General features: G+C 52.6%; 22 protein-coding genes, 1 tRNA gene and 1 riboswitch. Of the genes, 7 read left to right on the top strand and 16 right to left on the bottom strand.

All coding sequences use genetic code 11. The features are described 5' to 3' along the window. Window positions 1-150: 150 nt before the first annotated feature. A complete protein-coding gene (locus tag HNR45_RS04475) occupies window positions 151-720 on the top strand; it encodes a TetR/AcrR family transcriptional regulator (RefSeq protein ID WP_159822833.1) in 570 nt (189 codons plus the stop codon). Between the two features lie 155 nt (window positions 721-875). On the opposite strand, the gene rpsR is transcribed toward HNR45_RS04475, so the two are convergent. From rpsR to rpsF, 3 genes are read right to left on the bottom strand one after another with little or no spacing between them, the layout of a single operon-like run. Beyond that, complete coding sequence (gene rpsR, locus HNR45_RS04470) at window positions 876-1,106, bottom strand: 30S ribosomal protein S18 (RefSeq protein WP_159822831.1); 231 nt, start codon at window positions 1,104-1,106, stop codon at window positions 876-878. 25 nt (window positions 1,107-1,131) lie between these two features. After that, entirely contained in the window at window positions 1,132-1,596 is a 465-nt protein-coding gene (locus HNR45_RS04465) for a single-stranded DNA-binding protein (protein WP_159822829.1), read from the bottom strand. 15 nt (window positions 1,597-1,611) lie between these two features. Continuing rightward, window positions 1,612-1,902, bottom strand: a complete 291-nt coding sequence (gene rpsF, locus HNR45_RS04460; protein WP_159822827.1) for a 30S ribosomal protein S6 — start codon at window positions 1,900-1,902, stop codon at window positions 1,612-1,614. Between the two features lie 230 nt (window positions 1,903-2,132). Between rpsF and HNR45_RS04455 the strand changes: the two genes are divergently transcribed. The 3 genes from HNR45_RS04455 to HNR45_RS04445 all read left to right on the top strand — a co-directional run bounded on the left by HNR45_RS04455 (window position 2,133) and on the right by HNR45_RS04445 (window position 3,819). After that, complete coding sequence (locus tag HNR45_RS04455) at window positions 2,133-3,089, top strand: magnesium transporter CorA family protein (protein ID WP_184327552.1); 957 nt, start codon at window positions 2,133-2,135, stop codon at window positions 3,087-3,089. 51 nt (window positions 3,090-3,140) lie between these two features. Beyond that, a tRNA-Ser gene (locus tag HNR45_RS04450) sits at window positions 3,141-3,229 on the top strand. Window positions 3,230-3,408: 179 nt separating this feature from the next. Continuing rightward, a complete protein-coding gene (locus HNR45_RS04445) occupies window positions 3,409-3,819 on the top strand; it encodes a hypothetical protein (protein WP_159822823.1) in 411 nt (136 codons plus the stop codon). A 205-nt stretch (window positions 3,820-4,024) separates the two neighbouring features. Here the strand turns inward: HNR45_RS04445 and gyrA are convergent, their stop codons facing one another. Then, window positions 4,025-6,475, bottom strand: coding sequence for a DNA gyrase subunit A (gene gyrA / locus HNR45_RS04440; protein WP_159822821.1), 2,451 nt, complete (start codon window positions 6,473-6,475; stop codon window positions 4,025-4,027). A gap of 225 nt (window positions 6,476-6,700) precedes the next feature. On the opposite strand from gyrA, the gene HNR45_RS04435 reads away from it, so the two are divergent. Both HNR45_RS04435 and HNR45_RS04430 read left to right on the top strand, forming a co-directional pair. Next, window positions 6,701-7,858, top strand: a complete 1,158-nt coding sequence (locus HNR45_RS04435; RefSeq protein ID WP_159822819.1) for an MFS transporter — start codon at window positions 6,701-6,703, stop codon at window positions 7,856-7,858. Window positions 7,859-7,878: 20 nt separating this feature from the next. Then, a complete protein-coding gene (locus tag HNR45_RS04430; protein ID WP_159822817.1) occupies window positions 7,879-8,265 on the top strand; it encodes a hypothetical protein in 387 nt (128 codons plus the stop codon). A gap of 49 nt (window positions 8,266-8,314) precedes the next feature. Here the strand turns inward: HNR45_RS04430 and HNR45_RS04425 are convergent, their stop codons facing one another. From HNR45_RS04425 to HNR45_RS04390, 8 genes are all read right to left on the bottom strand, one after another. Next, window positions 8,315-9,292, bottom strand: a complete 978-nt coding sequence (locus tag HNR45_RS04425; protein ID WP_159822815.1) for a bile acid:sodium symporter family protein — start codon at window positions 9,290-9,292, stop codon at window positions 8,315-8,317. Beyond that, on the bottom strand, window positions 9,289-10,140 hold the full coding sequence (panC, locus tag HNR45_RS04420; RefSeq protein ID WP_159822813.1) for a pantoate--beta-alanine ligase: 852 nt from the start codon (window positions 10,138-10,140) through the stop codon (window positions 9,289-9,291). Before panC ends, HNR45_RS04425 begins: the two co-directional genes overlap by 4 nt. Before the next feature lie 54 nt (window positions 10,141-10,194). Continuing rightward, window positions 10,195-10,587, bottom strand: coding sequence for an aspartate 1-decarboxylase (gene panD / locus HNR45_RS04415; RefSeq protein WP_159822811.1), 393 nt, complete (start codon window positions 10,585-10,587; stop codon window positions 10,195-10,197). Between the two features lie 397 nt (window positions 10,588-10,984). Then, window positions 10,985-11,395: an OmpH/Skp family outer membrane protein gene (locus HNR45_RS04410; RefSeq protein ID WP_034437176.1), complete on the bottom strand. Its 411-nt coding sequence runs from the start codon at window positions 11,393-11,395 to the stop codon at window positions 10,985-10,987. A gap of 81 nt (window positions 11,396-11,476) precedes the next feature. Continuing rightward, on the bottom strand, window positions 11,477-11,872 hold the full coding sequence (locus tag HNR45_RS04405) for a GerW family sporulation protein (protein WP_159822809.1): 396 nt from the start codon (window positions 11,870-11,872) through the stop codon (window positions 11,477-11,479). Between the two features lie 2 nt (window positions 11,873-11,874). After that, the gene (locus HNR45_RS04400) at window positions 11,875-12,783 is read right to left on the bottom strand and encodes a hypothetical protein (protein WP_159822807.1); all 909 of its coding nucleotides are present in this window, start codon (window positions 12,781-12,783) and stop codon (window positions 11,875-11,877) included. Between the two features lie 14 nt (window positions 12,784-12,797). After that, entirely contained in the window at window positions 12,798-13,379 is a 582-nt protein-coding gene (locus tag HNR45_RS04395) for a cob(I)yrinic acid a,c-diamide adenosyltransferase (protein WP_159822805.1), read from the bottom strand. 5 nt (window positions 13,380-13,384) lie between these two features. Then, entirely contained in the window at window positions 13,385-14,545 is a 1,161-nt protein-coding gene (locus tag HNR45_RS04390) for a helix-turn-helix transcriptional regulator (RefSeq protein ID WP_159822803.1), read from the bottom strand. Between the two features lie 194 nt (window positions 14,546-14,739). Further along, a riboswitch (cyclic di-AMP (ydaO/yuaA leader) is annotated at window positions 14,740-14,863 on the top strand. A 24-nt stretch (window positions 14,864-14,887) separates the two neighbouring features. On the opposite strand from HNR45_RS04390, the gene HNR45_RS04385 reads away from it, so the two are divergent. Further along, entirely contained in the window at window positions 14,888-16,759 is a 1,872-nt protein-coding gene (locus HNR45_RS04385; RefSeq protein WP_159822801.1) for an APC family permease, read from the top strand. A 45-nt stretch (window positions 16,760-16,804) separates the two neighbouring features. Here the strand turns inward: HNR45_RS04385 and HNR45_RS04380 are convergent, their stop codons facing one another. From HNR45_RS04380 to HNR45_RS04365, 4 genes are all read right to left on the bottom strand, one after another. Then, window positions 16,805-17,134: an AzlD domain-containing protein gene (locus HNR45_RS04380; RefSeq protein ID WP_024048356.1), complete on the bottom strand. Its 330-nt coding sequence runs from the start codon at window positions 17,132-17,134 to the stop codon at window positions 16,805-16,807. Continuing rightward, the gene (locus HNR45_RS04375) at window positions 17,128-17,826 is read right to left on the bottom strand and encodes an AzlC family ABC transporter permease (RefSeq protein WP_159822799.1); all 699 of its coding nucleotides are present in this window, start codon (window positions 17,824-17,826) and stop codon (window positions 17,128-17,130) included. Before HNR45_RS04375 ends, HNR45_RS04380 begins: the two co-directional genes overlap by 7 nt. Before the next feature lie 834 nt (window positions 17,827-18,660). Then, window positions 18,661-19,800 carry a M20/M25/M40 family metallo-hydrolase gene (locus HNR45_RS04370; protein WP_159822798.1) on the bottom strand — a complete coding sequence of 380 codons (1,140 nt, stop codon included), beginning with the start codon at window positions 19,798-19,800 and terminating at the stop codon, window positions 18,661-18,663. After that, a complete protein-coding gene (locus HNR45_RS04365; protein ID WP_159822796.1) occupies window positions 19,797-20,990 on the bottom strand; it encodes a DNA polymerase IV in 1,194 nt (397 codons plus the stop codon). Before HNR45_RS04365 ends, HNR45_RS04370 begins: the two co-directional genes overlap by 4 nt. Window positions 20,991-20,998 lie beyond the last annotated feature (8 nt).

Genomic DNA, 20,998 nt, shown 5'->3' with positions numbered 1-20,998 from the left:
TCTTATTTGCTTTCATTGTAAAAAATATTCAGCGCCTTGACCAGACGCAAACAAGAGGAATCGTTCGTTACTGAATAGAATCTTGCATTTGTTCAATAAAATAATCGCTGTCGCGCTCAATTTTTTGCGTCGGCGCGGAAAGGAAATAGTATGGATCGCCGTCAAATCAAAACGCGCAACGCCATTTTTCAGGCGTTCACCGAACTTTTAACCCGCCGCCGTTACGCGCAAATCACCGTCCAACAAATCATCGATGCCGCCAATATCGGGCGCAGTACATTTTACTCCCACTTTCCCACGAAAGAGGCGCTCATGGAAGCCCTTTTGACCGAACTCTTCGGCCATGTTTTAGCCGGCGTCGGCGTGCATTGCCCCATTCCCGAATTCACGCCGCAAAGCAACGGCTACCGCGCGTACACCACGCACATTCTCTACCACATCAGCAATCAGCGCGAAGCTTTTATGCGGCTCTTGCGTTCCGACAGTCGCGATATCTTTTTGCGTTATCTCAAAGAGCATCTGAAATTGCAACTCGGCGAATATTGGCTCAATCACGAAGAAGGCGAACGGCCCGCCGTCCCCGCTGATTTTTTGCGCAACCATTTCGCCTGCACTTTTGTCGAGACCATTCACTGGTGGATTGAAAATGACATGCGTCAAACGCCTGAAGAAATCGCCGGCTACTTTACCGCCGTCATGGATCCTTTGCTCGGCCGCTGAAATAAATCGCATCGAATATGGACCGTTAATTGACTCCTCTGTCATCAAACCTTCCGTAAATACCGTTTTTCTAAAAAAGCCAATCGACATTACCGGCATGTTGGTAATGTCGATGGCTTTTCACATACAAAAAAACCGCCCGAAGGCGGTTTTGATTAATCTACCGAAAACGGCAAGAGCGCAATCGCGCGAGCCTGTTTAATCGCCAGATTGACTTTGCGCTGATCTTTCGCGCAAGCACCGGTCACACGGCGCGGCAGAATTTTGCCGCGTTCAGAAATGAACCGACGCAGTAAATTGATATCTTTATAATCGACGTGCTGGATTTTGTCGGCGCAAATGGCGCAAACTTTCCGGCGCGGTCGACGTTGACGATCTCTTCTCATAATTTGCCTCCCTATCGGTCTTGCGTTAGAACGGGATATCGTCGTCGTTGCCACTACCGCCGAACACTTGTCCGCTCGGCTGGTTACCAAAGTTACCGCCGGCTTGCGGCTGGGCCCCGAACTGACTGTAGTCAGCGCGTGGTTCCGGCGCAGCGGACGGCTGCTTGTCGTAATCGACGTTCGGCGCGACAAGGTTCGCTACGACTTCGGTGATGTAGCGTTTCTCGCCTTCCTGCGTCTCATACGAGCGGGTTTGGAAGCGACCTTCGACGAATGTGCGGGTGCCTTTTTTCAGGCGGTTGCCGACGAGCTCGGCAAGTTTGCCCCACGCAACGACCGGAATAAAATCTGTACTTTCTCGTTTTTCCCCCTGCACGCTGACCCAGCTGCGGTTGACCGCAACGGTGAACGATGCGACAGGTTTTCCTGTTTTCGTGTAACGAACTTCAGGATCCCGAGTGAGGTTGCCGATGATTTGTACGGAATTCATAGTCTACCTCCGGACTTATTTGTCCTGTTTGACAATCAAATGACGAATGATTTTTTCATTGATCTTGATGACGCGGTCGATTTCTTTGATCTGCGCCGGATCAATGGCAAATTCGATGAGCACATAGTTGCCGTCGGTCTGCTTTTTGACTTCGTAAGCAAGACGACGTTTGCCCATGCGGTCAATGTTGTTCACCGTGCCGCCATTTTTGGTGATGAGGTCTTCGACGCGTTTAACAATCGCGTCAGCCGCCTCTTCGTCCAGTCCGGCATTGATGATGAACATGACTTCATAGTTTTTGTTCATTTGGACACCTCCTCTTTTGGACATATGGCCCTTTCGTACAAAGGGCTAGGAGCGGTATCTTTCGATACACAGCTTATATATTATAACGTATTTATTTTTACTTTACAAGTTTTCTTTCGGCGCGGCACTTTTGTTTTGCGCCTTCGTATTGTATAATAAGCATGTCTGTGCGGGGATATTTTCGCCCGCGGAGCGTTCATGACAAGACGGAAATGAAAGGATGTGGAACGGTGCTCATCGCGTACAAACATGACGAAGATCAAATCCTGCAGGAGGTCGTGCCGGAAGCGGCGGAAAAAGGCTCCTGGCTTAACGTCGTGAATCCGACGGAAGAGGAATTGGTCCGTCTGGCCAAGATTACGCCGATTCCGATTGAAGATTTCCGTTCGGCATTGGACCCGGAAGAACGTTCCCACGTGGAATTGGAAGACGATTACATTTTCGTCGTCATCAATACGCCGGTCGTGCGGGAAACGGAAGACAGCTATGACGCGTTGCCGCTCGGTATTTTTATTACCGAAAAGCATTTCATCACGGTCTGCCTTGAAGAAAGTGCCGTGCTCGCGCCGTTTCGCGGCAATACGTACAACACGTTCCGCACATACAAGAAAACGCGCTTTCTGTTTCAACTGATGAACCGGACAGCGACGCTCTTTTTGCAAGCCTTAGGGAAAATTAACAAGCGTACCGACGTCATCGAAGCTCGCTTGCGGGAAACGGCGGAAAATAAAGAATTTTTCCAACTGCTCGAACTTTCGAAATCACTCACGTATTTCACCAGCGCGCTCAAAGCGAACGGCGTCGTGATGGAACGCCTCCTGCGTCTGCGCAACAACGTGCAGCCGCGCCCGCTTTTGAAGATGTACGAGGAAGACGAAGATCTGCTCGAAGACGTCATCATCGAAAACAAGCAGGCGATCGAAATGGTTCAAATGTATTCGCAAAACTCGAACAGCATGATGGACACGTTCGCCTCCATCATCAGCAACAACTTGAGCCAGGTCATGAAGCTGCTCACCTCGGTGACGATTTTGCTCGCCGTGCCGACGGCGGTATTCAGCCTGTGGGGAATCAACACGGGCGTTCCGTGGGAAGGTCAGATGATCGGTTTCTGGGGTGTCCTCGGCATCGCTTTTGTATCGACGGTGGTCGCCCTGCTCATTCTCTGGCGACGTCATTATTTATAATTTTCTTTCTTTTGGGCAGCGATTTCGGTAAAATAGAGAAGTCACAACCTTGGAGAGGTGTCCGAGTGGTTTAAGGAGCCGGTCTTGAAAACCGGTGATCCCGCAAGGGGCCGTGGGTTCGAATCCCACCCTCTCCGCCATTTTTAACCAACAAACAGAGCGCGACCCTGTCGCGCTTTTTTGCTGCGCGAAATAAATACTGCGAGTTAATTTTTTATAAAATTGCATCTTCCTTTTAAGATGATATAATTAAAACATAATAAATGTTAAGATGTTAGAAGCTTACTATTTTAACATCTAAAAAACTTAGGAGGACATTATGATCAAAAAAATGGTAGGATTTTTAACGGTATTGTGTATGGCCTTCTTTATTGCCGGATGCAGCAGTACGCCGGATGTGTCGGGAACGTATTTAGGTTTAGATGATAATAATCAACCAGCTGGAGCAATAGTTTTAAAAAGTGTTGGTGATAATGCATATGATTGTTCACTTTTTATAAGTAATCGAGAACGAACAAAAATGGAAAAAGATTGGGCAGGCCGGGTAGTATTAAATATTGAAAAAAAAGCTTTAGAACAGGACAAAATAACTCCTCCGGATTTATTTTTTAATAAAGACTATACCTCAATAACCAGAACAGCTCGTTCTTTCAGTGGGGCGAGTGTTGAATATACTTATAAAAAACTTAGTAATTCAGAGATGAAACAGTATCAACATCTTTTTGAATAAAAACGCATTTTAAAAGGACGGATGCCCGTCCTTTTTTGTTTGCTTAAATACCTTAACATTCTAACATTTAAGAATGATAGAATGTTAGAATTATAGACTTTTAGAAAGATATATATTTAAGATTGTAAAGTTATTTTTTAGATTCGGCAAAAGTTTGCTAAAATAAAAAAGCCCCCGCGGGGGCTTTTTTATTGCATATTTATTTTCAGTCTTCTTCCGTTTCTTCCATGGGAGCGAGAGCGACGGAGGCGATGCGATCGGTTTCGTCCAAGCGCTGGACTTTGACGCCGATGGTGTTCTTGCCTTTTTTCAGACTGATGGAGTCGACCGGAACGCGGATGACGATGCCGCTTTCGGTGATGACGAGCATTTCCTCGTTGCCTTTGACGGTCAGAAGTCCGACAACGGTGCTGCCTTTCTTGAAGTTGCGCGCGCCTTGGCCGCCGCGTTGCTGTACGCTGTACGCGGTGGCTTTGTTGCGTTTGGCGTAGGCGTCACTGCTGAGCGTGAGGACTTCATCAGTTGAAGTCAAGACGTCGGCGCCGACGACTTCATCTTGGCTGCCCTGTTTGAAGCGGACGCCGATGACGCCGAGCGAAGCGCGACCGGTCGGATTGACATCGGCTTCGGAGAAGACAATGGCCATGCCGGTCTTGGTGCCGATGATGATGTGATCATCGCCGGTGGTGGTGACGACTTTGATGAGTTCGTCGCCGTCGCGCAGGTTGATGGCGATCAGGCCACTCTGCCGCACGTTGGTGTATTCGGAAAGGAGCGTCTTTTTGACAAATCCTTGGCGAGTGACCATAAGCAGGTATTCGTAATTCGCGAACGACGAGATGTCGTAAATTTCGGTGACCTGTTCCCCTTTCTCCAACGCCGGAATGCAGTTGACGAGGTGCGTGCCGCGAGCGGTACGCGTGGACGCTTTCGGAATGTCGTTGGCGACCAGTTTGTAAACGCGACCGGCGGTGGTAAAGAAGAGCAGCGTGTTGTGCGTCGATGTCGTGAGCACTTTAGTGACAAAATCGTCATCTTTTGTCTTGATGCCCGTGATGCCGGCGCCGCCTTTGCGCTGCGTGCGGTAGGTATTCGCATGCATGCGTTTAATATAACCCTGCTGCGTGAGCGTGATGATCATCGGTTCGTCGGGGATCAGATCCAAATCGTCCAAACCGGATTCATCGCGGACAATTTCACTGCGACGTTCGTCCGTGAATCGCTGTTTGACGTCGAGCAGTTCTTCTTTGACGACCTGCATGACTTTGGCTTCGTCACCCAAAAGGCCGAGCAGGTATTCAATCCGTTCTTTCAAGTCCTGATATTCCGCTTCGAGTTTTTCACGTTCGAGTCCGGTCAAACGACGCAAGCGCATGTCGAGAATCGCAAGCGATTGTTTTTCAGACAGTCCGAAGTTTTCCATCAACGCGTTTTTCGCGATCTCATCGGTTTCGGACGCGCGGATCGTTTTGATGATGGCGTCGATATGATCGAGCGCGATCAACAAGCCTTCAACGATATGCTCGCGAGCGCGGGCGCGGTCGAGTTCGTACTGACTGCGACGGGTGATGACTTCTTTTTGATGCAGGAGATAGTACTCGAGCATTTGTTTCAAAGTCAAGACGCGCGGGTGACCGTCGACCAAAGCGAGCATAATCACGCCGAATGTTTCCTGCAGCTGCGTATGTTTGTACAGGTTGTTCAGCATGATCTGCGGGTCGATGTCGCTGCGCAGTTCAATGACGATGCGCATGCCGTTGCGGTCGGATTCATCGCGCAAAGCAGTGATGCCGTCCAAGATCTTGTCGCGCGAGAGTTTCGCGATCGTTTCGACGACGCGCGCTTTGTTGACCTGGTACGGAATTTCGGTGACGACGATCCGGTTTTTCCCTTTCGCCATCTCCTCGATTTCGACGCGCGCGCGCACTTTAATCGCGCCGCGGCCGGTGGTATACGCTTTTTTAATGCCTTCGCGGCCCTGAATCAGACCGCCGGTCGGAAAGTCCGGTCCCTTGATGTGTTTCATCAAGGTTTCGATCGGCGTATTCGGATCGTCGATCAAAAGGCAGAGACCGTCAACCACTTCCCCCAAGTTGTGCGGCGGAATGTTCGTCGCCATGCCGACGGCGATACCGTACGAACCGTTGACCAAAAGGTTCGGAATCTTCGACGGTAAAACGACCGGTTCCTGCAAGGATTCGTCGTAGTTCGGCATGAAGTCGACGGTATTTTTTTCCAAATCTTCGAGCATTTCCTGCGCGATTTTGGCCAGGCGGACTTCCGTGTAACGCATCGCCGCCGGTGAGTCGCCGTCGACGGAACCGAAGTTGCCGTGGCCGTCAACCAGCGGATACCGCGTCGAGAAATCCTGCGCCAAACGCACCGTCGCATCGTAAACGGCCGAGTCGCTGTGCGGGTGGTATTTACCTAAGACGTCACCGACGACACGCGCGGATTTACGATACGGTTTATTGGCGGTGAGACCGCCTTCATGCATCGCGTAAAGAATGCGCCGGTGTACCGGTTTAAAACCGTCGCGGACATCCGGCAGCGCGCGCATCACGATAACGCTCATCGCGTAATCGATGTAGCTGGTGCGCATTTGTTCTTCAATATCCACGGGTACGATGGCGCCGTGTTGCCATTCTGTTGCCATATAAACCCCTTTCTCGCTAAAAATTGAATATATGTTGATTATAGCACATTTGTGAGGAAAAAATATTTTTATTAAACGTATTTATTTCTATTTTTTAACTATGTGAAAATTTTGCAAAAATTCCACGGAAATTCAAGTTTTTATTCTTGTATCGCGAGACTTTCACTATGTTTGACAGAATGCCCGCGCTTTTATACGATAGAGGTATCGATTAAGGGGTGTAAAATGAATTTACAACATGGCGTGGTATTGGGTTGGAGCACGCTGCATTTACGCGCTTCGTTTTTGATGCTGACGCCGTTGTTGCTGGTGTTGCAGGCGCACTTCGGTCTGTCGCACGCGACGATCGGGATGCTGACGACACTGCCGCTGCTGGTATTTGCGGCGGTATCGCCTTTTGTCGGCAACTGGATTCCCCGTTGCGGCATGACGCGACTGTTCGGCGGCGCGATGGTGTTGTTGGCGGCAGGCGCTGTCCTGCGTTCGTACGCGGGCATCACCGGTCTCTTCGCCGGAACCGTGCTGCTTTCGGCGGGCGTCGCGATCGGCAATGTGCTTTTACCGACGCTCACCAAAGTTTGGTATCCCGAGCATACGGCGCTGGCGACCGGTATTTTTGTCGTCGCGATGAACGGTATGAATGCCGTCAGCAATGCGATTGTGATTCCGCTCGCCGCGCATTACGGCTGGCAACTCGTGTGCGCCTCCTGGGCGGCGACGGCGGTGGTGGGCGCGGGACTGTGGTTTTCATTACCGAATCGGCGACCGACGGCGCGTGCGCATAAAGAGCTTTCCATTCGCGCGGTCTTTTCCCACTATGCAGCGTGGTGGGTCGCGTTGTTTATGGGTTTGCAATCTCTGGTCTATTTTTCGCTGGTCACGTGGTTGCCGTATTGGGTCGTCGCGAAAGGTTACGATATGGCGCTCGGCGGTTACTATTCGTTTCTGTTTCAGCTGATCAGTTTGCCCGCTTCCCTTTTGACGCCGCTTTTGGCGCAGGGGCGCTATCGCCGTCACTACGGCGCGGCGGCGGGTCTGATATATCTTACGGGTTTTTATTTCGTATTTGCCGCGCAAACGCCGTTATATCTGACGGCGGCGATCACTTGGATCGCGCTGGCCGCCGGCGCCACGTTCAGTCTGTGCATGCTCGCCTTCGCGGTACGCGCCGCGAACCCTCTGATCGCGTCGCGCCTTTCCGGCGTCGGTCAGGCAATCGCGTATCTTTTAGCGGCGATCGGACCGGTCGGCGTGGGCGCGTTGTACGGCATGTACGGAAGCTGGCCGCCGCTGCTGTCGTATTTTATCGGCGCGTGCTTGTTGCTCGCGTTGTGCGGCTACCATGCGTTGCATTTTACCAAAGTGGGCGAAGACGCTCGCTGATATTTTGAAAAGAGGTATATATGGCTACCCAATCGGATTATCAAAACGGCTTTGGCCGCACGACATATATCTGCGGTCTTATCACAGGTGTCGTAATGGGCGCAATGACGCTCATGGATCTTATCCCCACATCCTTCCCCCTAAATCTCATCGGCAACATCGGCGTGGCAATTCTTTTCTTCGCCGTCGGCATGCGTCTCAGTCGCGTCGGTCGGCCGGTGGAATACGTGTACATCATGCTCGTGCCGATTCTGTCGCTCGCGTACGCGATTTTTCTGATTTGGCTGCCGGATCGCCCGCAGCCGCAAAATAAAAAATTTCACGTGCTGCACATTGCCGCCGCGTTCGCAATCTACGTCGGCATCGCGCGCTTGATTCAAATTTTCGTGTATCCGATGTTTATCTGAATTTGACGCAACAAAAAAGACTCTCCGCGGAGAGTCTTTTTTTATATGCTTACTCTGTTTCCCAGGGCAACTGTTCGACCGAATCCTTTGCTGTATCCGGTTCTTCCCGACGACGATAGCTGGCAAAGAGCGAGCCGGAAATGTTGTGCCAAACGCTGAAGATCGCGCCGGGCAAAGTCGCCAACGGATTGGCGGCGAAGTTCGCCGTCGCCAGCGCAATCGCAAGACCGCTGTTTTGCATGCCGACTTCGATCGCGATCGCCGTTGTTTTGGCGTACGACGCTTTCGCTTGCCGCGCGGCCAAGTAGCCGAGGCCGAGACCGACCATGTTGTGAATCGCCACTAAACCGATCACAATCAGACCGCTCGTCAACACTTTTTCGCGGTTCACCGCCACGATACCGGCGATGATGAAAACGATCGCCGCGACCGAAACCAACGGGAAAACATCCTGTACCGGTTTGATTTTGGAACGGAACAGCGTGTGCAGCAAAAGACCGAGCAGGACCGGAATCAAGACCACTTTGACGACGGAAATAATCATCGCCCAAAGCGAAACATTGACCCACGCACCGGCGAGACCGAACACCAAGAACGGCGTGGCCAGCGGCGCCAAAAGCGTCGAGACGATCGTCATGCCGACCGAAAGCGCGACGTCGCCGCCGGCGATGTACGTAATGACGTTACTCGCCGTGCCGCCCGGGCAGCAACCGACCAAAATGACGCCGAGCGCCAAGTCCGTCGGCAATCCCAAGCCGGCCGCCAACGCCCACGCGGCGACCGGCATCACCGTATACTGCAACGCCACGCCCAAAAGCACTTCCCGCGGACGGGCGAACACAACGGCGAAATCTTCGGCGTGAATGGAAAGCCCCATGCCGAACATCGCCGCGCCTAAAAACCAAGCGGTATACTGTACCGCCCAACCGAATAATTCCGGTTGCCAAAAGGCCCACGCCGTGAAAATGATGATGATGGCGCCGATGTAGCGCGTGAGCGCGCCGGTGATCTTCACGATCGTTTTCATCGCGCACCTGCCGGATCGAACGAGAAATTATCAATGAGACGCGTTTTGCCGATATACACGGCCATCGCGACCAAAACAGCCCTGTCAACGCGATCTGCAGGCTGCATGGTTTGCGCGTCCACCATTTCCAAATAATCCACACGGGCGAGCGGTTCATTGTCCAAAATCTCACGCATCGGCTGCAATACATCGGCCGCCGTCATCTTCGGCGCGATCGTTTGCTGACCTTTTTTCACCGCTTGCGACAGGCACAACGCGGCGCGACGTTCCGCCGCGCTCAAATACGTGTTGCGGGACGATTTCGCCAAACCGTCCGCTTCGCGCACGATCGGGCAACCGACAATCGTCACCGGAAAATTCAAATCCGTGACCATCTTGCGAATAATCGCTAATTGCTGGGCGTCTTTCTCGCCAAAGTACGCCCGCTCCGGCCGGACAATATTAAATAATTTGCTGACGACCGTGCACACGCCGCGAAAATGAATCGGGCGCGACTTGCCGCACAATGTCGACGACAATCCCTCGATATTGACATACGCCGCCGGATCGTGGTACATCTCTTCCGGCGTCGGATGAAAAATCGCCGCGGCGCCATTTTTTTCACAACGCGCTTTATCCTGCGCGAAATCGCGCGGATACGCTTCCAAATCTTCCTGCGGTCCGAACTGCGTCGGATTGACAAAATCGGAAACGACTACGCAGTCATTTTCCGCGACCGCTTTTTGAATCAAACTTTCATGGCCTTCATGCAGAAAGCCCATCGTCGGCACGAGACCGACGGTTTTTCCCTCTTTGTGCCAGGCGTCGACTAAGGCGCGCACCTCGGCAACGGTAGTACAAATTTGCATGGATATCCGTCCTTTTCAGTAGATTGGAAGATAGCCTCTTTTGACCCCGCAGTCCTATGCCTGGTCGCTTAACCTGCCGTGCTGTTCATAATCGGTTACGCGATGAATACGGTTGTCTTCCTCTACAAATACGACGGTCGGTCGGTGCTGTGACGCCTCTTCGGGTGTGAGGTCGGCGTACGCCATGATAATGATCTTATCCCCGACGCTGACGCAGCGGGCGGCTGCGCCGTTTAAGCAAATCACGCCGCTGCCGGCTTCACCGGCAATGGTATACGTGCTGAAACGTTGGCCGTTATTCACGTCCACGATCTGCACTGCCTGGTATTCTTGAATACCGGCGGCTTCTAATAATGCACTGTCTACCGTAATGCTTCCTACATAATCTAATTCCGCCTGGGTTACGGTGGCCCGGTGGATTTTTCCCTGTAACATGGAAATCGTCATTGGTTCCCCCCTTGCAATAAAAAAATCATGCGCGCTCGAAAAGCGCCCATGACTACTTACGAAGGGCATGAACTACGGGTCAAAATGAGTATAGTTTCAAGCGAATACTATCTCCGTTGTTCAGTATAGCACAGATCATTTTTATGTAAAGTCGGATGCGAAATCCATGCGCGAATTTTTTGTTGCGACCTTATAATTTCTCCAAATTTTTCTACCACTCCTCGCGCGCAAGTTGACAGCGACGCGTGTAGAAATTTTTTCCGAATCCGCACGTCGTGCGGTAATTTCCCATCGCCGACTGACAATCACTCTTTATGTTGCGAAAAGGTTGCCGCTTGCCGTAAACCTTTCGCGGCACAAAAAAACACCTCGCATGAGGTGTTTTTTATGTTACGGCTTAAAATTTTTTCTGCACGTCCACGGTCACGTCTTGGCCGCCGGCCACTACCGCGTCACGATCCAGAATGGCGTCCAAGCCTTTTTCCTGACGGGTTTTTTCGATCGCTTTTTGAACATCCCGCATAATCGGTCCTATCAGTTCCTGTTCTTTTTCCGATAATTCTCTCTGCAATTTCATGTAGAGATCGCGTTTCGCGTTATCGTCTTTCAGTTTGACAACTTCTTTGTCAAACTTCTGCTGCTGTTTTTGCGTTTCCGCTTTCAGCGTCAACTGGGCTTTCATCATGCGCGGATGCGCCTGCATCAGAGCCTGCTGATTCACGTAGCCGATACCGGCTGCCGCCGCGGTCAGCATCGTGCCGCATGCGAACACTCCGGTGAGCGCGAGCGCTATCATTTTTTGTTTCATTCGTGCCTCCTTTTGGCATTATGCCTTGCGTATAGTGTAGCGTATCGAGATACAGCGCGCAAATTAGGGGCGCGTGAGAACTCAAGGATGGAGTTCTTCGTCTTCCTTAATGTAAATAAATTTGTCTTTGCGCATTTTGTCGATAATTTCCGGCACCATGTTTAGCAATTTTTCAAAGGCGCCGCTCTTGTTGCCGTCTTTCACGGAGAAAAGTTCCACGCGGTCACCTTTGATGACCAAAATCGCGGTCGGCGTCATTTTGCCGCCGCCACCAGCGCCGTCGCCTTTCGTTCCGGCGCCGCCGGTACCGAAACCGAATGCCACGTCCACAAAAGGCACGAGCGTGGTGTCTCCGATATGTACCGCTTCGCCAACGACGGTTTCCACCGAAATCATGTGTTTGAAGCTCTGGAACAGCGCCTCAATTTTGTCACTCGTATAGGTTACCGTCGGTTCGTTCGTTTTCTTCGTTTCCATTGTCATTCCTCCTTATTGATGACGTGACGCCAGTAGTACCATGCGGTCTTGCGGACCGGTGCCGCACAGACAAGTCGCAGTGAATCCCAAACAACAGCCAGCGGTCGAATGCCGCCGCCGGTGCGAAAGCGACCTTCGATCACTTCCTCGTTGAAGACAAATCCGGTACGCGACGCCAGCGCGGGCAACGATGCATACATCGCGCCCATCAAAAGACCTTGCGTGTACGGATCCGCCAACCCGACCGTCGCTTCGCCTTCCGCATAACGCGGTTTGGCTCGTCCCCATAAACGGGAAAGATACGTTGCCAGCGGTTGTAAAATATCTTGCGCCAAGGCGTAACGGACTAATCCGAGATAGTCTTTTACGCCCGGTTGCGGCTTTGCTTTGTCGTCCTCGTCACGCGCTTCCTGCCGTTCGCGATGGCGTTTGGCTTCACGCTCCAGACTATCCCATTCGGCGGCGTCGTCGGAATCCGTTTTTTTACGCAGCCGTTCTTCTTCCGCGTAGTAATCGGCATCGGCTTTGGCGGCTTCGGCGCGCTCCGCCGCCTTTTGACGAATCGCTTCCGCGTCTTCGTTTGCTTTTTTGCGCCGTTGTTTACCTTCTTTGGCCTGTTCTTCCATTTGTTTGGCCCGCGCTTCGATGCCTTCCGCTTTAGATTCCGGGTGCGAATTCATGCCGCCGAACGGCCATTTCACTTCCCAGAAAAGTCCGGCGCCGCTGTCATATCGCGCCTGCGCCGCTAAAAGCTCCCACGCCCAATCGATTTTGACGCGGGTCGCCATGCCCTCATATTTCTGCACGGCGAATTCATAATGAACGCGCTGCCACAAAAAAATCAGCAACACGACAAGAATGAGGATAATCAGTGCAAGCAACGCCCAAAGGATCGTGGTCACTATTTCCATCTTTCCCCACTCCTTCAGTCTTCGATGCCGCGACGATTCGCGACACCCGCGTCATAGTAATGTTTCACGTTGCGCATTTCGGTCACCAGATCCGCGCGGTCAACTAACCATTGCGGCGCTTTGCGACCGGTGAAAATAAGTTCGGTGCCGGCGGGCTTGGCGGCGATCAACGCTTCGCAATCCTCGCGCGTAACCAAACCGAAATGCAACGCGACATTGATTTCATCCAAGATCACGACATCGTACTCGCCTTTCGCCAGCGTTCGCGCGGCGATCTCCACGCCGTTGCGGCACGCTTCGACGTATTCGGCGGGCGGATTTCCCGGCGGAAACACGACGACATCGGTAAGCGCTTTTTTAGTTTCTTCGGTGAGCGTTCCTTCCGGCGCGATGAAATACGGCTTACCCAGCGACTCCCGATAGAGAAGCGGTGAAATTCCGTCCAAAATTTTCTGCTCGCTGTAGTATTCCGACTTCATGAACTGCAGCAGCCAGACTTTCAGACCGGCGCCGACGGCGCGAATCGCAAGCCCGATCGCGGCGGTGGTTTTGCCTTTACCGTCTCCCGTATAGACCTGGATATAGCCTCGTTTCATCGACGTCACCTCATCTCAACATGATCAAAATATAACGGTTCTTCATGGCGATACGCGTCCGCCATGGCGATGGCCGCCCGTTGCAGATCGTGCACCAGTGATGCCGGCGCCAGCACTTTCACGGCCGGACCGAATTGCAACGACCAGTGGAAGAGCGCGGTAGCGTTCACGGTGACTCCGACGACCACGGTTTTGTCCGTAACTTCGCTGATCGTGCAGGAGGTTCCGAAATCGTCCATGACGGCGTCCAAGATCTCGCGATCACAGCGGAATAAACACGGTACCGCCGGTCCGGCGAACATGTTGACATGCTCCGCCAAATGCTTCGGTAAATGCAATTCGTCATCACCCGACTGCGTCACTTCGCGCAACGGACGAACCTCACGTTTTTTTTCGATTCGCACATCCTGCATCCGATCGACGCGGTAATGCGAAATATCATCATGCCCTTCGGTATTACCGATCAGGTAGAAACGACCGTTCGTCGCGACCACCGCGTACGGGCTCACCCGGTAGCGATGCGGACGCTTGCGATGCCGGCGAACGCGCGGCCGCTGCTGCTTATCCGGACCGTATTGCAGGTAATGGAACACGACCGGTTGCTGCGTTTCAATCGCTTCATTCAAGACGTCCAACGAATACAGCATCTGCGCGTTGGCGGGACTTTCCTGTTGCCAGTTGAGCCAGTTTTCATTCGGAATGTTGTGAACTCCCAACGTGGGATTCGTATAATACCGACTTTGCAACCGCAACAGTTTTTGGATCATATCCTCGACCTGCCGGGCCGGTAAATGCGAAAACAACAGGCCGTCAATGAGCGTGGTCAGTTCCACCGGCGCGAATTCATGCTCGTAATACCACGAACCGTAGACATTTTCCACTTTTTCGCGGCTCGCGCTCTTGCGTTGCCACGGTTTGTAACCGAGCGGATAGCCCGCTTCCAAGAGATTGACCAGGTTGCGTTTGACGGCTTTACGATCTAAGACCATTCCATAGTCTTCTTGCAGGTGCGTCAGAATCTGCTGCTGCGACAGCGGATGTTCGGGATCGGAAAAGCGGCGCAGTATCGTCAAGATGTACAATACACTCAGCTTCTTCGCCGGAATCTCGGACGGAGACGTCATCACGCGCAACTCCTGTTCAGTTGCTTTCGTTCCCTTTTGCATGGGCACACCTCCTTGCCGCAATGCTATCTGTAATTTCAGTATAGCACGATTTAACGCCATAAAACAGTCATAAAAGAGCATTTATGAACTTTTTAGCGGCGACGAAGTCCGTTTTGCCGACGGATTTATGTTACGTCGCCAGCCGCTGTTTTTTCCTATTTACAAGACATTTCCGCGGCGCTATAATGTGGAAGTAAAATGAAATGCCGAATTTTCTGACGAAAACGGGGGAACCAAATCTTGGGGTGAATCGAAAGAGGAAGACAACCTTATGCTTCTAACCCGACAGCTAACCTCGTAGGCAAAAAGTAAGGTCCCATGGGACCGGGAGGTCTATTTTTAATGCGCAAATTTACATTTTCTTCATTTTCTCAATTGCTTTTAGGACGTCCGCTCAAGAGTACGGAACTCAGCCACGAACGGCTGCCGAAGTGGAAAGCGTTGCCGATCTTTTCGTCTGACGCGCTTTCCTCCATCGGTTACGGCCCGGAACAAATCGCGCTGGTTTTGGTATTGCCGGGGCTGATTTTATACGACTACTTTCCGTGGATTATCGCCGCGATCGTAGCGCTGCTTTTCATCATTACGATTTCCTACGCGCAGGTCATCAAGGTGCATCCCCAAGGCGGCGGTGCCTATTCGATCGCCAAGGAGTATCTCGGTGAATATCCGGCGCTGCTCGCGGCGGCGAGTTTATGCGCGGACTACGTGCTGACGGTCGCCGTATCGGTATCGTCCGGCACGGCAGCGTTGATTTCCGCGTGGCCGGAGCTCATACCGTACCAAATTTCCATTGATCTCTTCGCGGTGTTTGCGATATTGATGCTGATCAATTTACGCGGTTTGCGCGAGGCGTCCAACGCCTTTGTGTGGCCGACGTATGCTTTTTTGATCACGGCACTGATGATCGCCGGATCGGGGATCTACCAAATTTTTGTGCTCGGTCGACCACCGGTCATTCTGCCGCAGGCGACGACCATGCTCCCGCCGGGCACCCTTTGCTTTTTACTGTTGTTGGCATTCGCCAACGGTTGTTCTTCGATGACCGGCGTGGAGGCGATTGCTAACGGCGCGGGAGCATTCCGGGAACCGGTAGCGCAAAACGCGAAAAGAACAATTGCCGTAATGGCGATTATCCTGTCGACGCTGCTGATCTCCACGGGTTTTCTCATCGTGCATTTCGGCTTGCTGCCGAGCGCGGACCGCACCTTGCTCTCCCTCTTGGCGGAAACCGTGTGGGGACGCGGAACCGGTTATTTCATCTTCCAGCTGCTGACCATGGTGATTTTATATTTAGCCGCCAATACCGCGTACAACGGTTTGCCGCCGCTGATGTCCATTTTGGCGCAAGACGGCTACCTGCCGCGCTACCTCGCGCAGCGCGGTTCGCGCCTTTCCTTTGCCAACGGCATCGTTTTACTGTCGCTTTGCGCCGGCGGACTGATCGTCGCGTTCCACGGCAGTGTGGAGCATTTGATTTCGCTGTACGCAGTGGGCGTATTTCTTTCCTTCACATTGGCCCAGGCGGGTCTTTGCGTGCATTGGCTCCGCCAACAGCCGCGCCCGTACGGACGACTCTTGCTGAACGGCTTCGGCGCGCTGGTCACGGCGGCCGTCGTGGGCATCATTTTAGTCACCAAATTCATTCACGGCGCCTGGATCATTTTAATCTTCCTGCCGATTTTAATGCGCATATTTAAGGCGATTCACACGCACTACGAAAAGGTACGGGAAGCGTTGACACTTTCCTCGGAAGAGCTGACGAATATTCTGGCGCAACCGGTCAACGAGCACCACGTGTTGTTGCCGGTCGCAAGTCCCACGCGCGCCGTCGCGCGCGCCTTGCGTTACGCGCGCGACATTACCGACGATGCGCACATTCACGCGCTCCATATCGCCATTGACGCGGAGGCCGGCGAACGTGTCCGCCAAAAATGGCACCGACTTTTGCCTGAGATTTCAATTGAGGTAATACCGTCGCCGTATCGGGATTTCTCCGAGCCTTTGTTGGATTACATCAAAGCATTTCGCGACCGCCACCCCGACGCGTCGATTGCGGTATTAATTCCGGAATTTGAGGTCGGCTCGGGCTGGGAGCGTCTGTTGCATAACCAACAAGGTTTGCAGCTGCGCTGGCAGCTTTTAAATCGATTTGACGTGATCGTGACAACCGTCCCGCTGCTATTGACGGATCCTCATGAGAAAAAAGAGTAAACAAAAAGAACGGACATTCCTGTCCGTTCTTTTTATTTTCTTTGCTTACGCGGCGACCAGTACGCTCAGACCGTAATGCACCAAAATGCTCGCGAGGACGATGAGCACTAAATTCGCGCGGTAAAACGCGAGCCCGATCGCAACCAGCAACGACACCGTCGTGGCGAGCAATGGCGTCTCCTCCATGCTGACAAATACGCCGGGCACGATCAACGCGCCCAACACGGCGAAAGGGATCAGAGCAAGCGCAAAGGAAAGTTTCGGCGGCACTTTATCCGCTCGCCAAAAGAACGGCGGCGCAATGCGCGGCACCAAAGTAACGAACCACATGCCGATCAGCAAAAGAATATAAAAGGCATCGCTTTGATTTACCATTGTAATCGCTTCTTTGCCGCCGTGACCAATGCGACCGCGCTGACTGTCGCGATGAAAATCGTCAAACCGTGGCCGATGCCGAGCAATGTCGCCAACGCGTACAACAGCAAATTCATCGTGACCGCGATCAGCGTCACCAAACGCGCCTGCGGCTGTTCCCGCAACGCCGGCACCAGCAAGCCGAGAAACATCGCGTATAAACCGATGCCCATGGAACTTGCGAGCGCGGGCGGCAATAAATCGGTCAGTCCGATGCCGAATGCCGTACCGACTACCCAGGAGAGATATCCCGACAGACCGATCCCGATGACATACGCCGGCGGCAAGGCCTGATGTTTTTCTAGGAGCGCGACGGAAAATAATTCATCGGTCGTCAACGAACCGACCGCCAAACGCTCCGACTTCGTCGCCCCCGCTTCCAAATTATGCGCGAGCCCCGCCGCCAAAAGCAGGTTGCGGGAATTCACCACCAGCGTGGTTAAAATAATTTCCCACACGCCCGTGCCGGTAATCATCAAGTTCGCCGCCATAAACTGCGCGGAACCGGCGTAGACGATCGCGGATGACGCCAGCACGAACCACGCGGGCATGCCGTACACGGAGGATAAGACACCGTACGCGATCGCGATCGGCATATAGCCGATGGCAATCGGCACTCCTTTCGCCAAACCGCGGCGAAAATGCTTATTCATTGGCGTCTCCTCCTCGTTATAATAATTAGCCTATGGTAACAGATACCGCCGCGCGAAGCAAGATTTTTATCGTTTTATGCCGTTTTGTAGCGATAGCAATGCGGCAAAATGCAAATACATCGAAGCCAAATAAAAGCCGCATCGCACATTTCATTATCTTCGCAATGACACGACCCGTTTTCGCAAAAGAATAGGCTCGACCGCAAAAATGAGCGGATTCATCCATATCGAGTGTCTATATAAGCGTATTCGTCTACGCTAACGCGCTGCGTTGGCAACTTGTCCACGACATCGCCGCGAAACGCAGCAAACGGTGGAAAACCTTCTCGGAAAATACATTTTTACCTAAGCCGAACATTTAACAGCGCCGATTTTACACGTTTTTCTCACTTTAAATTGCTTTTTGCTGTGCACAGAAATTATTTATCCACCGAACTTTTCAAGTTATCCACGCCATTTTATTTCTTTATTTTATTTTTAAACCAGTGTCTTAACCTTTTCTTTACAAGCATTTTCATTTCTGTGTCGGCAGTTATTATTAAGAAAGTGAAAAAGTTTTCCACATAGATTGCTGTCTACTGACAGTGTATTGTTTGCAAAAACTGCTAGTTTACGGAATTCTCATTAAATTAATTGTGCTTTTACCATGGACACGTGGATAAACGTGAACAAGCACGTGGATAAGCCACCATTATTTACACTTATCCACATGCTTTCCACAAATTTGATTTTGACGACGAAAATATTTTTACTTCTTTTTATTCCGCTTGTTCCACAAAAAAAGAGCCGCGAGGGCTCTTTTTTTAATGCTTAAACGACAATATTATTTGCGTTTCAGTGCTGCGCGTGCGGCAACTGTTCAATAATGCGATATACCCATTCACCGGTTTGGTACAGGTGTTCTTCCAACAGGCATTCTTCCGGCGTGTGAACTTTGGTCATGCCGGTCGCAAGTACGACTGCCGGGAAGCTGTGTTTATTGAAGTTGTTCGCGTCGCTGCCGCCGCCGGTCGCGCCGACATTCGGTTCCAGACCCGCTTCTTTCGCCGCGCGTTTGGCGACTTCGATGCAGAGGCTGTTTTCATCGACCAGGTACGGTTGATAAATTTCTTCCACTTCGACTTCCGCTTTGCCGCCCGGAAAATCTTTTTCCACGGACATGAACGCTTCTTTCATCGCGGCCGTCTGCTGTTTCAATTTGGCCAAATCACGGCTGCGCGCTTCGGCTTTGACGTTGCATTTATCCGCCACGATATTCGTCGCGATGCCGCCGTCGATGAAACCGACGTTCGCGGTGGTTTCTTCATCAATACGACCGTACGGCAGACGCGCCAGCGCCGTGCCCATCATGACGATGGCATTCACGCCGTCTTCCGGCGCCAGGCCCGCGTGCGAGCGTTTGCCGTGCATGGTGACGCGAATCGCGTTTTGACCCGGTGCCTGGTTAATGATTTTACCCGGCGCGCCGGACGAATCCATAACGTAACCGAAATCGATGCCTTGCGTAAGTTTCGTGTCGATATTGCGCGAGCCGCGTAAGCCGCCTTCTTCCGCCACGCAGAAGATGACAACGATCTTGCCGTGCGGCAGAGCGTTTTCTTTCATCAGGCGCAAGCCTTCCAAAATCGCGGCCACACCGGATTTGTCATCGCCGCCCAAAATCGTATCGCCTTTTGACGTAATCACGCCGTCTTTCAAGACCGGTTCGATCCCCGCGCAGGGTTCGACGCAATCCATATGCGCCGTGAAAGCGACCGTCGGCAAGCCTTCCATCGTCGCGCCGAAAGTGGCGATAATATTGCCGGCATTGCCGTTAATTTTGCTGCCCGCATCATCTTCTTTAACATCTTGCGCGCCCAGTTTTTTCAGGCGTTTTTTTAGTAAATCGGCGACTTCCCGTTCATCACCTGTCGAGCAAGGGATGCGAATCAATTCGTAAAATTCGTTCAACATGCGTTCTTTATTAACATTCATCGTTTCTTTCCCCTTTCGTCACCGGTGGTTGTCTCACTGTCCCACCAAAATCCTCTGCGAATAGCCGTCGGGCCATATTTGTCCTGGAGTTTGTCGATCGTTTCCTGCGCCTTGCGCTCGCGCGCCGTGCCGTCCGCGAAGAGCGACATCGGCTCCGTTCCCGCCGGCAACAGTCCCGATACGGTCACGCCCAGGAGTCGTATACCTTCTGTGAGTTTAAGTTTATTATACAACGAGAAAACCGCCGCCGACAACGCCTGCGGTAAATCAATCGGATCGGCGAGCGTCACGGAGCGCGTGAGTGTCTTGTACGAACCGTAACGCAATTTCAGCGTGACCGTGCGGGCGACCAGTCCTTTTTGGCGTAAACGGCGCGCGACGGTATCACTCGCCCGCAAAAGGTAACGGCGAATATCCGCATCCGCGTGGAGATCCTCCGCGAATGTTTCCTCTTCCCCGATCGATTTGCGCGGCGCGTGCGCGACAATCGGACGATCATCGCGAGCGTGCGCCAATTCCCAAAGCGTTTTGCCCTGCTGGCCGATCTGCCGCACCAATTGATCCGGATCGGCCGCCGCCACATCGGCGATCGTGACATAGCCGAGCGTTTCCAGCTCCGCTTCCAGCTTCGGGCCCACGCCCCAAAGACGACGCACCGGCAACGGCGCGATCATTTTCTGCGCCTGTTCATAAGGAATAATGACCAAACCGTGCGGCTTTTCCAAATCGCTCGCAAGCTTCGCTAAAAATTTATTGCCGCCGATGCCGACCGACGCCGACAAACCGACCGCATCGTAAATATCACGTTGCACGCTGCGGCCGAGCGCTTTGAGCGTCGGAAACTGCGTCCCCATGCCGGAGATATCCAAAAACGCTTCATCGAGCGACAGCGGCTCGATTTCGGGCGCGTATCGATATAACACTTCATGAATCAACGCGGATACTTCACGATACACATGCATGCGCGGACGCACAAAAATTCCCTGCGGACAGCGTTGGCGCGCAATGCTCCCCGCCAATGCCGAATGCACGCCGTACGCGCGCGCTTCGTAGGAGGCGGTCGCCACCACGCCGCGCCGTTCCGAGGCGCCGACAATTACGGGCAGTCCTCGCCATTGCGGGTGGTCGCGTTGCTCGACGGAAGCGTAAAACGCGTCCATATCCACATGCATGATCCAGCGTCTGCGCATCGTATCTC

It is taken from the genome of Negativicoccus succinicivorans (assembly GCF_014207605.1).
GTDB classification, from domain to species: Bacteria; Bacillota; Negativicutes; order Veillonellales; family Negativicoccaceae; genus Negativicoccus; species Negativicoccus succinicivorans.
Note: the sequence above shows the minus strand (reverse complement) of the source record. Positions and strands in the feature narration are given on the sequence as shown.